This is a genomic window from Wolbachia endosymbiont (group A) of Urophora cardui, assembly GCF_964028435.1.
Classification (GTDB): Bacteria; Pseudomonadota; Alphaproteobacteria; order Rickettsiales; family Anaplasmataceae; genus Wolbachia.
The window spans coordinates 1,609,581-1,622,562 of sequence record NZ_OZ034774.1; the positions used below are offsets into that span (position 1 = coordinate 1,609,581).

Here is a 12,982-nt window from a genome sequence, read left to right on the forward strand (position 1 = left end):
TCCGAACGGTTGTAATACCAATAGTTGGTCGGTCGCACACGCCCGTGATAGCCCTATTTTCTTATAAAGATAGGACTATCTTCCCTCTTATCTTCTTTATATCATATTTTTAACTTACAATATTCTGGAGCTGTTGATCCTATACCTGATTCTGCAGTACTTGAAATTATTCAAATTAAACAAGGTAATGTTATTTATGAAAATAGTATAGATTACAAATTAAACGCAGGAAACGTTGATTGGTCATTACCTGGCAAAGAACCAGCTCCTGGAAGTAGTTATCAAATAACTTACCGCTGTCGCACTCATGTAAGCCCTGAAGATATAAGTGAAGAGGGATGTAAAGTAAGGGGAGCAGTTGATAACAGCTTGGTTCTGATTGATTACACCTGGAAGATGCCACGCTTTGATTTAATTACTATCGATAGCAAAGGGGTGGTAAGAAGAATAAAAGGAATTTCTCACCCTTGGCGACCATCGATGCCTCAAGCACCTTCTGGACAACTTTTGCTCTGCCACATTCACCAAACATGGAAAAACGGAGAAAAAGAAGGGGTAAAAATAGTGAATAATGCTATTCATGCTGTACCGATGAATGAGCTTGAAGCAATGAAAAAAGGAATAAATGATCTTTATGCGCTGGTTGCACAGGAACGTCTACGCAGTGATGCAAATTCAAGAGAACCTACCACCAAAAAAGGAGTATTTGTTGATTCATTCTTTGATGATGATATGCGTGATCAAGGAATTTCGCAGTCTGCAGCGATAGTAAACAAGGAACTAATTTTACCAATAGATGTAACTATTGCTGATATTGATGGAGGAGAAAAAACTTATTTGTTGCCGTATGAACTTGAACCGGTACTGGAGCAGCTTTCACAGACCAAAGGAGAAAAGATCAATCCATATCAAGCTTTTGATCCAGTTCCGGCGCAAATTACTCTAAATAAAAATATTGATCACTGGACGGAGGTAAAAACAAATTGGAAAAGTCCAGTAACAAGAGTATTTAATGTTAAAGAAACGACAGAGCTGCTGTCAAGTACTTCATACGAAACTGAATTTATGAGAGAAGCAATACAGAATTTTGAAATTGAAGGTTTTGAGCCCAGTGAAAAGCTTAAGGAGATAAAGTTCGATGGTGTTGTCATTCAGCCTATGGCATAAGAGGTGAAAAATATGCTAACAGCTAACAACCAAGGAAAATTAAAGGGAAAGGTGAAGATACCGGCAAATATTCCAGCAGGTACTAAATTAGTACAGTTTTATGGTGATAAAGGAAGCTATGGAGAAGCAACTTATACTGGTAAAAAAACAATTACCATAGAAGAAAGAAGAAGAGTTATTGCAGCAAGAAGAATTGATCCTTTAGCACAAACATTTACTTTAAATGAGAGTAGGCACATAGGAGGTCTAGACTTATGGTTTATAAATAGCGGCAAAAAACGTGTTGTTGTGCAGATTAGAGAAACAGCAGTGGGAATGCCATCGCAGACTGTCATTGCTGAAAGCTATATTGAGCCAAAAGATATAAAGATAGATGGCACAGCAACACGTATTACTTGGTTACCAGTGTTTTGCCATGCAGGACAAGAGTATGCAATAGTTCTACTCACTGATGATGCAGATACTGCAGTAAAAATAGCAGAGCTTGGCAAATATGATGCAGTAAATAGCCGTTGGGTAACAAGTCAGCCATATCAAGTAGGAGTATTACTTTCATCTAGCAACGCAAGTACTTGGACACCACATCAAAATTTAGATCTAACTTTTAGGCTTTTAGCAGCGAAGTTTACTGAAAATTCTCACGTTATTGATCTTGGTAAAGTTACTGCAAACAATACTTCAGATTTAATTGTTTTGATGAACGTCGAAAAAGTAGCATTTGATACCAATGTGGAATTTATCTTAACAAATGAAGAGGGAAAAGAGAACTTTTTGTCTGATAATTTGCCGCTCGCACTGCGTGAAAGATTATCAGGAGAGCTAACGGTAAAAGCAAGCCTAAAAGGAGGGCGAGAAAAAAGTCCAGTGCTATATCCTGGGTTACAGCTAGTTCTAGGTAATCTTTCAGAGTCCGGAGATTATGTAACGAGAAGCATTACAGCAGGAGCTAACACCAAGATCACCATAACATATGATGCGCTAATACCTGGCACTGCAGATGTAAAAGCATATGTGCAAAAAAATGTGGATTGGCAATTAGTAAATTTAACATCAGGAAAACCAATAGGGGAAAATTGGGTAGAGAGAACTCATGTGCTATCAAATTTTAATGCTAGTGAGACTAGAGTAAAATTAGTTTTGAGTGGTACGGTTGTCTATCGCCCTAAGGTAAAAAATCTCAGAGTGATTGTCACATAATGACTGTTGACCAAGCCAAACGAGGATATCCACTGCCTCATCCAGAAAATATTGCAGTTCAAGATGTGGTACGTATTCGAAGAGCTATAGAAAAAATAGATGAAGATATTACCGAAAGAGAAGATGAGCATAATCAACTAAAAAATAATTTTAAACGATTTAGATTTGAAACTTTTTTGAATTTTTGGGAATGAAAGAAGCAATATACCAAAGGATAAAGGATTTAGCAGCAAACAGTACACCTGATCAACTGGCATATCTTGCAAAATCGCTGGAATTGATAGCAGATAAAAAAGCTATTTCTGATATTGCGCAAATGACTAAAGTAAAAGAAATAATTGATGCACTGCAAGGAAGGCTTAAGGATTTAGCAGCAAATAGTACACCAGATCAACTTGCATATCTTGCTAAAGCATTGGAATCAATAGTCGATAAAAGTTCGGTTTCTGAAATTGTGCAAATGACAGATGGAAAGTTGAAAGAACTTCTAAACGCTGCAAGATCACATTTGAATGACATAAATACCAATAAGGAAAATTCAATATCGTCCATAACTGCAGCAAAAACAGAGTCTGTCAATGAAATTAACAAGCTTAGGAATAATTCCTTAAACACTTTAAAAGCATCATCAGATTCGCATATATCACTACTTGATACGAGAAAGAATGCCAATATTGCAGCAATAAACAGTGTTGGCAATGATCATAAAGATGGTCTTAAAGGTTTAGTGAATAACTTCCGTACTGTTAATGATGTACCAAGTGGCTCATCAATCATGAAAGAAGTAAGAAATCGTCATATGATTGAACCTGGAGCATTACCTTTTTTATTTGGTGTACTAAGTAGAAAAAATAATTACTTTGGCCACGGAACTTTTACAACTGAGCTTGGTCAGTGGAGTAGTGATGTAACAAAAACAGACTATATGCTACAACTACTAGCAGGTACTCACACATATGATACAAGCTATGTTAGTTTTTATCGGCCAAGACAACTCAGTTTTTTAGAGGGAAGCAAAGGTACATTTATCTATGGAGAATCATACCCAAGATTCATGTATGATGGATTTTCGGAGCAATTCAATATGCTGAAATACCCTTATGCTGCATTGGGACTAATATTCGTAAAAAACACAAGCAATGTAGATATAAGTAAAACTCTAAACTTTGTTGGATCTGCAATGTGGTATAAAGATGAAGTTAATTATGGAGGAGCAGGATTATTTATAGGTACACCTGATAAAACTAATACAAGGAAGTCAGAGATTTCGAGAATTACTTGGACACGTATTTACCAGCATGAAATTAGCAGTCCTGAATTTATTGCATCAGGTAACATAATCATTCCAGCAGGAAAAACCGTTACAGTGTTACTTTATACGTCATCTAATCTTCACTCAGAAGGTGAAAGAGTTGGTGAGACACCTGAGTTCTTTGCAAGTGAGCACACGTATAGCACAATCTATGGTCAATTTATTCAGTGGGGAATATATAACTTTCGCAGCAATTTTCTGACTACAGGACTTGAAATAGATGTAGAGAGAACACTAAGAGCGTGGCAATGCCCAGGATTAGATGCCACTCATAAAATTTGGAATTGATACTAGAAAACGGAGAAAACCAATGCCAATTTATATTAGATTTGAACATAACAAACAAGTAGAAACAACAACGCTTGAAAGTAAGCCAACTGGAAATGATTGGTATGAAGCGCCAAAGAATTTCGACTGGCAAAAGAGTTATCAGTTAACAGAAGGAGGAGAAATTGCTCAGCGTACTAAAGAAGATATACAAAAGGAGTTACTGGATAATGCGAAGCTTTGTGCATTTGATAGTATGCGTTTCTATTATGATAATCATACTCACCAATATGCAGGTCATTCTCACCAAAAAGCTAAATCTTATGAGATTCAAGCGAAAGCCGCAAAAAGCATTCTAGCAGACCAGGATGAAAAGGATAAAGAAATTATAGAACCATTAGCAAAAGTCCGTGGTATTACGGTTATTGAAATGGCAAGAATAATTGAGGAAAAAGTGAAAAAAGCAGTAAAAGCAATAGTGAAATGCGAGGAGTTGGAAGACATGGCGAAGAGGAAAATTGAAGAAGCCAAAAGTAAAAATGAGCTAGAGAACTTACTAAACGATTTTAAACAAAAGATACAAAGAAATGGCTGAAGAATTTTTACACGGAGTAAATGTTATAGAGGTAACCTCAGGGGCAAAAACAGTACGTACAGCTAAATCATCAGTGATAGGTGTAATTGGTACCGCACCTGAAGCAGATGGGCAAAAATTTCCACTGAATAAACCAGTGTTAATTGCAGGAAGCTTGAAGGAAGCAGCAAAGCTTGGAAAGAGTGGCAGTTTACCTTCTGCAATAAACGGAATATTTTCCCAAATTGGTGCAACAATAGTAGTAATTAGAGTTGAAGAAAGTGAAAACAGCGATCCAAAATTAAAAGAAGAAGAGACGCTGAAAAATATAATTGGCGGTGTTGATAAAGAGACTGGAGAGTATCAAGGGATAGAGGCATTCCTCAGTAGTGAAAGCATAGTTCATGTTGCGCCAAGAATACTAATTGCACCTCAGTTTACTCATCAATTATCTGGAGATGCTGGAAATCCAGTGGTTAGCGCTTTAATTCCTATAGCAGAAAAGCTAAGAGCAATAATAGTAGCAGATGGATCAAATACCAATGATGAAGAAGTAATAAAATGGAGAAAAAGTGTAGGCAGCTCAAGAGTGTACGTAGTTGATCCTTGGGTTAAGGTATTTATTGAAGGAAAAGAAGAAATTTTGCCAGTAAGCCCATTTGTAGCTGGTTTAATAGCGAAAGTAGATAGTGAGCAAGGATTTTGGCATTCACCTTCAAACAAAGAGATAAATGGTATTGTTGGAACAAGCAGGCCTATTGATTTTACGCTCGGTAATACAAATTGTAGAGCAAACCACTTGAATGAAAATGAAGTAACAACGATAATTCATCAAAATGGCTATAGGCTTTGGGGAAATAGAACATGTTCAAATGACTCAAAATGGGCTTTTCTGTCAGTGAGAAGGACTGCAGATTTAATCAATGATAGTTTACTTCGAGCTCATTTATGGGCAGTTGATCGCAATATCACCAAAACTTATATAGATGATGTAATTGAGGGGGTGAATTCTTATCTGGCAAGTTTAAAAGCACAAGGGGCGATTATTAGCGGAAAATGTTATGCAACCCCAGAACTCAATACACCAACAAACATTGCAAGTGGAAAAGTATACTTTGACTTTGAGTTTACACCACCATATCCAGCAGAACAGATTACTTTCAGGTCACATCTTGTGGGTGGTACAATATTATAAAAAAGAGGAAAAAATGTTACCGAAGATTTTAAAGAATTTTAACGTATTCGTAGATGGTCGTGGTTACGCAGGAAAAATAGATGAAATTACCCTACCAAAGCTTACCATAAAAACTGAAGAATATAGAGCTGGTGGTATGGATATCCCAATAAATATTGACATGGGCATGGAAAAGCTTGAAGCAGATTTCACTTTTTCTGAATACGATACAGAGCTCTTTCGGCTATTTGGGTTGATAAATGGAAATTCAGTAGCTTTGACACTCAGAGGTGGAATGCAAGGTAGTGGTAGTAATGATATTGAAGCTGTAATAATCAATTTAAGAGGCATTTTTAAAGAATTTGATTTTGGCAGTTGGAAGCCAGCAGAAAAAGCCACTCTCAAATGCACTGTAGCTGCCCATTATTATAAACTTACGATGGGTGGCAATGAGCTGATAGAAATCGATGCTGAAAATATGATTAGAAAGATAAATGGTGTTGATCAAATGGCCTTGCTGCAAACGGTTTTAGGTATTTAGGTTTAGTTTTAAAAGATTTTAGAATTTTATTTTTTAGGAGAAAGTATGACAACAGTAAAACTTGATAATCCAATAACAGTTGATGGTATTTCTATCTCAGAGCTTACCATTAGACGTCCAAAAGTTAGAGATTATCTAGCTATTGAGAGACTTAATGGTAGTGATCTAAGTAAGGAAGTAACTTTGACTGCCAACCTGACATCAGTTGCAAAAGAAGCAATTGAAGAGTTAGATATTGCTGATTATGTAAAAGTGCAAGAGGTATTAAAGGATTTTTTTTCACCGATTATCCAAAAAACTTGAGATTAGAAGTATTAATGTTCAGCTCTGTTGTAGGAGGCGGGGTTGAACAAATACTTGATATGGAGATTAATGAATTTATCTTATGGCATAAAGCAGCGAGGAAGGTACAATGTCAACGTTATCTATAAAAATTGGAGCAGTCCTAGATGGCAGTTTCAGTACTGTAATAAAAGGAAGTAGCAGTCAACTTACTCATCTTGGTGAGAATATAAGAAAGCTTGACTCATCTTTAAAATCAGTATCAAAGTTTAAGCAGTTAGGTCATGATGTTTTGACTAGCAAGAGGTCATGGAAAGGCTTTGAAGATCAAGTAAAATCTTTAGCTAAACAAATGAAGGCAATAGAGAAACCGAGCAAAACTTTAAAAGCAGAATTTGACAAGGCCAAAACCTCCGCAATAAAAGCAAAAGAAGCATATTTGAAAAAGAGAGATGTTTTGCATTCATTTAGTGAAGAAGTAAGAAAAAGTGGAAGAAATATTAAGTACTTAGTAAGTGACCAACATAAACTTGGCTCTTCTATTGAAGTATTAAAAGGTAAGTATGGTAAGCTTGGATCTGCAATACGTAGTCACCAAAGTTTTTTAGCAAGCAAAGCACATTTTAAGTCACAAATTATAGAGACTATTGGGCTAGGGCTAACGCTTGCAGCTCCAGTTAAAGTTGCAATTGACTTTGAAAGTGCTATGGCTGATGTTACAAAAGTAGTTGATTTTGATGAAAAGACAAAGGAAGCTGATAAATTTGCAAAAAAGTTAAAAGAGATGTCACGTACTATACCATTATCAGCCGCAGAACTGGCACAAATAGCTGCAAGTGGTGGTCAACTTGGTATCAAAAAAGAAGATCTTTTCAAATTTACAGAAACGGTGGCAAAAATGTCTACAGCATTTGATATGTCTGCAGAGCAAGCAGGTGATTCCATAGCTAAACTCTCTAACGTTTATGGAATTGATGTTAGTGAAATGGAGCACGTTGGTAATGTAATCAACCACTTATCAGATAACACTGCTGCTAAAGCAAAAGATATGGTTGAAGCTCTAGCAATAGTTGGTGGTACTGCAAAGCAGTTTGGATTAAAGTTTGAACAAACAAGCAGTTTAGTAAATGCTTTCATTAGTTTAGGCAAACAACCAGCAAAAGCTGCAACTGCTATAAATGCTTTACTTTCTAAGCTTCAAACTGCTGAAGGACAAGGAAAAGAATTTAAGGCAGCGCTAGAAGAAATGGGTATAGCCACAGAAGAAATGGTGCAAAGAATAAGTGAAAATGGGGAAGAAGCATTACTCTACTTTTTTCAAACTCTAAAGAAAATGGATAATCAGGAACGTTCTACAATCCTGATGAAACTTTTCGGTCAGGAATATCAAGATGATATTGCATTATTAGCTGGAAGTTTTAATAAGTATGAGGATGCAATAAAGTTATTGGCTAACACAGAAAAGTACGGAAGCTCTCTGCAAAAAGAATTCAAAAATCGTGCAGACACTACAGCCAATAAATTAAGACTCCTTCGAAATGCAATAGCTGAAGTTGGTATGAACCTGGGCTCGGTGATGCTGCCTACTTTAAAATTTATAGCTGAATTTTTACAAGAAAAAACTAGGAGCATAGCCTTATTTGCAGAAAAATATCCAACCTTAACTACAGCAATCATGGGAACTATAGCAGCTTTAATAAGTTTGAAAATCTTAGTAGTAGGCTTAGGTTATGGGTTTACTTTTTTAGCAAGTACAGTTCTCGGTTTAAGGGCAAAAATACTTGCAACATTTTCATCTTTATCAAGTATAGTTTTTCCTGCAGTAATAACAGGGCTAAGAGCAATAACGCTTGCTGTAATGAGTAATCCTATAGGGCTTTTAATTGCTGGACTTGTCACTGGTGCAGCACTTGTTATCACTCACTGGCAAAAAGTGAAGGAATTCTTTGCTAGTTTTTGGAAATCAATCATAAAACCGATAGGAGAGGCTTTTTCATGGATGGGAGATACAGTTAGTAGCGTATTTTGGAAAGTATCAGAAAATAGTCCAATAAAAGAATTTGAGAAGAGAAAAACTGTTATTTCGTTAGTTGATGGAGAAGCTAGCAATTTACTTTCTAAAAATAGTGTTTTTAATAATGGGAATCCTTTATCAAATAATAGTGTGATGAAAGGAATTTCTAAAAATAGCTGGAATAATGTTGAAGGATTCAAAATTAAACATGCTATTGCAGAAAAGAAATCTATAGCAGATGAGAAAGATCTCAATCTAAAAGAGTACGTAAAAAGCAAATATGAAAATAAAACTTTTAACCAAACTCAACATAATTATTTCAACATAAGTGTACAAGCAGCACCAAATCAAGATGTTCGTAGCCTTGCTGATGAAGTAATAAAAAGGATAAGAGAAAAATCACGTGATGTTCTGTTTGATACCATAGACCCTGTTTATTAAAATGTTGTCTCTTGGCCCGTATAAATTTGTTCCAAGAAGTTTAAAGTATAATAGAGAGAATCGTTGGAGCACAATTGAGTGTATTGAAAATATGCCACTATTACAAAATATCGGTCAAGGTATAGAAGATATAGATTTAGAAGGAACGATTTATCTACATAATCTCAATGGGCTAAATCAATTAAAGAATATGAGAGAAGCTGAAAAACCACATATTTTAGTAGATAGTTTAGGTAATATTTTAGGACAGTTCGTAATTACCAGGTTAGAAGAAAAGCAGATGTATTTTTTACCTAGTGGACTACCAAGAAAAGTTGAATTTAGTTTGAGTTTGAAGAGCTATAGATGATTATATATTACTTAGCCAAAGAAGGAGAAATGCTAGATCTGATTTGCTGGAAACATTACGGATTTACGGATGGAGTAGTGGAATTAGTACTAGCAGAGAACTTAGGTTTGGCAGAATACGGAAGCTTTTTGCCTGCAGGATTAAAGATAAAGCTTCCTACTATTCAGAAACCAGTACAAAAGTCAAAATTAAAGGTCTGGGAATAAATGCAGCCAGATTTTATAATAGATAAATGTGAATCAGTTAAAGATAGAGTCATATCATTGCGCCTTACCGATGAATCTGGGACAATAGACAATGTAGTTGAAGTACATGTTGATTATAGGGACAAAGACATAGATATTCCTAATGAATTGAATATTTCTTTAGGGTACAGGGAAATCGGAGTAATGCCAATGGGTGTATATACAGTTAATGAAATTACGGTGCAGAGTCCACCTAAAACCTTACTAATAAAAGCCCATGCAACAAATTTAAGACTGTCATTAAAAGAGAAAGTATCTAAGGAATGGCATCAAATTACTTTAGGTAACTTGGTTAAGGAAATAGCAGAAAAGCACGGATATGGGTACGGAGTTGCAGAAGAGTTTGAAAATGTGTTGATTCCACATATTAACCAAATAGAAGAAAGTGATATAAGTTTATTAACAAAAATAGCAATAGAATACGGAGCAATGGCAAAGCTAGCTGGCGGATACATACTCTTTATTCCCAAAGGCAAAGCAAAGTCGGCAACTGGAAAAGCTTTAGGAACAACAGCTATTAGACCTCAAGACACAATCAATTGGAAAGTGCATTTTACCGTGAGTAGGTACAACTCAGTGGTTGCAAAATGGCATAGCTATGAAAAGGGTGAAACTATATCAGAAACAGTTGGCTCTGGTAGTCCAAGTTATACCATACAAACGCTTTACTCTAATGTAGAATCAGCACTAAGTGCAGCAAATGCTAAGTTAAAACAACTAAAGCGAAATAATGCAGTATTGGATATCACTATGCCTGGTAATCCAGAACTATTTGCAGAGGCGAAACTTAGCTTGTTAGGGTTTCATCAAGATATAGACGGTGAATGGATAATTGACAGAGCAGAACATGTGTTAGATAGTTCAGGTTATCGCACTGTGTTATCAGCATCAACGTTAAGAAAAAATCAGTAAACCAAATGTTTAATGTTGAAAAAAGTATTGAATATGAACAGAGACTCAAGAAATAAGCTACATTTTTGGTGGTTTATAGTAACAGTAGTATGTGTTATTATTACCTATTGCTATACGAAAGCAAAAGCTACAGATAATTATAAAACAATATTGCGGATTGCATCTGAAAATTGTAACTTAGAAATTGCGAAGTTTTCAGTAAAAAATTTATTAGATATAGATACGCAAATTTTTAAACTTACTACACTACATTATGCTGCAGGAGAAGGATGCTTAGAAGTTGTCAAATTTCTGATAGACGAAGGAATTAATGTAAATATTATCAACGGGTATGGAAGTACAGCACTTCACAATGCTGCGTATCGAGGGGATTTAGAAATCATAAGGTTTTTATTGGAGAAAGGTGCAAATCCTACAATCAGAAATAAAGATGGAAAAAACCCAAGAGATGTAGCTGTGCTAAGATCACGGCACAATAAAGATAAACCATACGATGAAATTATACACTTGCTCTATAATGCTGAAAAGGAACACAAATCTGAGCAGTAATATTTCGTAACTGGGAAACAATAGGAAATATTTATACATGTCAAGTTTAAGATAATTTTTTTAGATTGATCCATAAATTACTAACCTTATTACTCAATTTCTAAAATAGTTTTTTCCATTTTCCTTCTTATGCCGCTTGCACTTAACTTGACGCTTATGAACACTACCAAACAAGAAATAATTGAAAGTCTTTTATTATACAATCAGAAAAAGCATGCAAAAACAAAAAATCCCAATCACAGTAATAATAACGATGGTAATACAGACCATAGCAACAATTTGGTGGCTCGCCAAGCTAGACTTACGGGTACACATGCATGATAAATTTATAGAGCAGAACAATGGATTGGCCGTTACGGTATATCGTCTGGAAGAACGGGTAAAGAATCTTTCTGAGGAATTAGATGAATTCAAAGCTAATTTGAAGTACAAGTAATTATTCTTCTACTTTTGGTGTGTAAGCATCAGATTGAGATTGACGATCCTTCCAGTTTTTGATGTATTGCTCGACTAATGGAGGATCTCCTGTTATAATTAGTAGATTCTCAGCGTTTTTTTTCTGTGCGGCGTCAGAGAAATTGAAAGACCCAGTTATGATTTTTTGGTTATCAATAATCATGACTTTATTGTGAGCGATTGCTGGTTTGAAATCAATATAAATCTTAATACCTTGCTCGAATAACTCATTGACGACACTATATTTTGAATGAATTTGCGACTTATCAAGAATTATCTTAACTTCTACACCTCGTTTTTTGGCTTGAATCAAGGACTCAGCAATAGGCTTTGAGGTAAATTGGTATGCCTGAACCAACACGGATTTTTTAGCATGATCCACGGAATCAATTATTAGGTTGGTGCAATTTTCTCCAGGCGTGAAGCAGACTGTGGCTTTTGGGCAGGAAACACATCCCGATAAAAGCGAACAAGTTAATAAAATCAATAAATACCTAACCATGGCAAAATACATCCTTTCAGTTGACGGTGGAGGCATAAGAGGCATCATACCAGCCATTATACTAGCAGAAATAGAAAAGAGGGCAAGGAAACCGATAGCTGAAATCTTTGATTTAGTGGCAGGAACCTCAACCGGTGGAATTGTTATAGCAGGATTATGTAAAAAAGATAAACAAGGAAATCCCCAATACTCAGCCAATGATTTAGTTGAATTTTACCAAGAATACGGGTCATATATTTTTAAATCTTCATTCTTCAGGCAATCAATATTATCTTGGTTTAACTGCGCACAATACCCACATAAAAATATTGAATCTGTACTGGATAAATATTTTGGAGAGGATATTCTAAAAAACACATTAAGTAAGGTACTGATAACAAGTTATGATATTCACAATAATCGTCCATTTTTCTTTAAAAGCTGGAAAGAAGGTAATATTAAGCTGAAAGATGCACTCAGAGCTGCAACGGCTGCACCTACTTATTTCATGCCAAAACATCTCAAAATTAACCAGATAAAAAGAGTATTAGTGGATGGTGGGGTGTTTGCCAATAATCCAGCGGCTTGTGCATATGCAAGTGGTAAGAGGTTATTTCCAAATGATGATATTCTACTGTTATCAATAGGTACTGGAAGAAGAGATAGAAGCATAGCTAATTCAAGGAGATTTGGAAAGATAGGTTGGATAAAACCTCTGTTGAACGTAATGTTTGCCTCAAGTTTAGATGCAGTAAATTACCAACTTGATCAAGTTATAGCTGATAAATATATACGTATACAATCGCAACTAAAAATAGCATCACCTGACATGGATAATATTACATCAAAAAATATCAAATCTCTTCAGCAAGAAGCAAATGCAATGATAGAGGAAAATCAAAAAGTAGTCGATAAATTCTGTGATGTTTTATCTTGATACGTAGAAATGCCAAAAAAATTCTGCAGAGCTAAATAAGGGTTTAGAATAGATAATATATTAACCATTTTTACTTATATCTTA

Annotated in this window: 15 protein-coding genes and 1 pseudogene; 15 read left to right on the forward strand and 1 reads right to left on the reverse strand. The window is 35.4% G+C overall.

All coding sequences use genetic code 11. The features are described 5' to 3' along the window. Positions 1-120 precede the first annotated feature (120 nt). The 14 genes and pseudogenes from ABWU38_RS07805 to ABWU38_RS07870 all read left to right on the forward strand — a co-directional run. Positions 121-1,167: pseudogene (locus tag ABWU38_RS07805) on the forward strand (DUF4815 domain-containing protein); the annotation flags it as partial. Between the two features lie 12 nt (positions 1,168-1,179). Next, positions 1,180-2,364 carry a hypothetical protein gene (locus ABWU38_RS07810; protein WP_353272794.1) on the forward strand — a complete coding sequence of 395 codons (1,185 nt, stop codon included), beginning with the start codon at positions 1,180-1,182 and terminating at the stop codon, positions 2,362-2,364. Beyond that, positions 2,364-2,558, forward strand: a complete 195-nt coding sequence (locus ABWU38_RS07815) for a hypothetical protein (protein WP_265014487.1) — start codon at positions 2,364-2,366, stop codon at positions 2,556-2,558. The genes ABWU38_RS07810 and ABWU38_RS07815 overlap by 1 nt, the downstream gene beginning before the upstream one ends. Further along, entirely contained in the window at positions 2,555-3,964 is a 1,410-nt protein-coding gene (locus ABWU38_RS07820; RefSeq protein ID WP_353272795.1) for a hypothetical protein, read from the forward strand. The genes ABWU38_RS07815 and ABWU38_RS07820 overlap by 4 nt, the downstream gene beginning before the upstream one ends. Before the next feature lie 22 nt (positions 3,965-3,986). Then, the gene (locus ABWU38_RS07825; RefSeq protein ID WP_353272796.1) at positions 3,987-4,538 is read left to right on the forward strand and encodes a hypothetical protein; all 552 of its coding nucleotides are present in this window, start codon (positions 3,987-3,989) and stop codon (positions 4,536-4,538) included. Continuing rightward, complete coding sequence (locus ABWU38_RS07830; protein WP_353272797.1) at positions 4,531-5,712, forward strand: phage tail sheath subtilisin-like domain-containing protein; 1,182 nt, start codon at positions 4,531-4,533, stop codon at positions 5,710-5,712. Before ABWU38_RS07825 ends, ABWU38_RS07830 begins: the two co-directional genes overlap by 8 nt. 13 nt (positions 5,713-5,725) lie before the next feature. Beyond that, positions 5,726-6,232, forward strand: coding sequence for a phage major tail tube protein (locus tag ABWU38_RS07835; RefSeq protein WP_264376861.1), 507 nt, complete (start codon positions 5,726-5,728; stop codon positions 6,230-6,232). A gap of 45 nt (positions 6,233-6,277) precedes the next feature. Then, the gene (locus ABWU38_RS07840) at positions 6,278-6,535 is read left to right on the forward strand and encodes a phage tail assembly protein (protein ID WP_264376465.1); all 258 of its coding nucleotides are present in this window, start codon (positions 6,278-6,280) and stop codon (positions 6,533-6,535) included. Positions 6,536-6,644: 109 nt separating this feature from the next. Further along, positions 6,645-8,969: a phage tail tape measure protein gene (locus ABWU38_RS07845; RefSeq protein ID WP_264376860.1), complete on the forward strand. Its 2,325-nt coding sequence runs from the start codon at positions 6,645-6,647 to the stop codon at positions 8,967-8,969. A gap of 1 nt (position 8,970) precedes the next feature. Then, on the forward strand, positions 8,971-9,318 hold the full coding sequence (locus ABWU38_RS07850) for a phage tail protein (protein ID WP_264376859.1): 348 nt from the start codon (positions 8,971-8,973) through the stop codon (positions 9,316-9,318). Beyond that, positions 9,315-9,524 carry a tail protein X gene (locus ABWU38_RS07855; protein ID WP_208571687.1) on the forward strand — a complete coding sequence of 70 codons (210 nt, stop codon included), beginning with the start codon at positions 9,315-9,317 and terminating at the stop codon, positions 9,522-9,524. The genes ABWU38_RS07850 and ABWU38_RS07855 overlap by 4 nt, the downstream gene beginning before the upstream one ends. Next, entirely contained in the window at positions 9,525-10,475 is a 951-nt protein-coding gene (locus tag ABWU38_RS07860) for a contractile injection system protein, VgrG/Pvc8 family (RefSeq protein ID WP_264376858.1), read from the forward strand. A 33-nt stretch (positions 10,476-10,508) separates the two neighbouring features. Continuing rightward, the gene (locus tag ABWU38_RS07865; RefSeq protein WP_244226858.1) at positions 10,509-11,024 is read left to right on the forward strand and encodes an ankyrin repeat domain-containing protein; all 516 of its coding nucleotides are present in this window, start codon (positions 10,509-10,511) and stop codon (positions 11,022-11,024) included. Positions 11,025-11,238: 214 nt separating this feature from the next. Then, complete coding sequence (locus ABWU38_RS07870; RefSeq protein ID WP_143688910.1) at positions 11,239-11,460, forward strand: hypothetical protein; 222 nt, start codon at positions 11,239-11,241, stop codon at positions 11,458-11,460. Here the strand turns inward: ABWU38_RS07870 and ABWU38_RS07875 are convergent, their stop codons facing one another. Continuing rightward, positions 11,461-11,982, reverse strand: coding sequence for a phospholipase D family protein (locus tag ABWU38_RS07875; RefSeq protein WP_353272841.1), 522 nt, complete (start codon positions 11,980-11,982; stop codon positions 11,461-11,463). Here ABWU38_RS07875 and ABWU38_RS07880 point away from each other — a divergent pair. Further along, positions 11,981-12,898, forward strand: a complete 918-nt coding sequence (locus ABWU38_RS07880) for a patatin-like phospholipase family protein (RefSeq protein ID WP_353272798.1) — start codon at positions 11,981-11,983, stop codon at positions 12,896-12,898. The genes ABWU38_RS07875 and ABWU38_RS07880 overlap by 2 nt on opposite strands. The last annotated feature ends 84 nt before the right edge of the window (positions 12,899-12,982 follow it).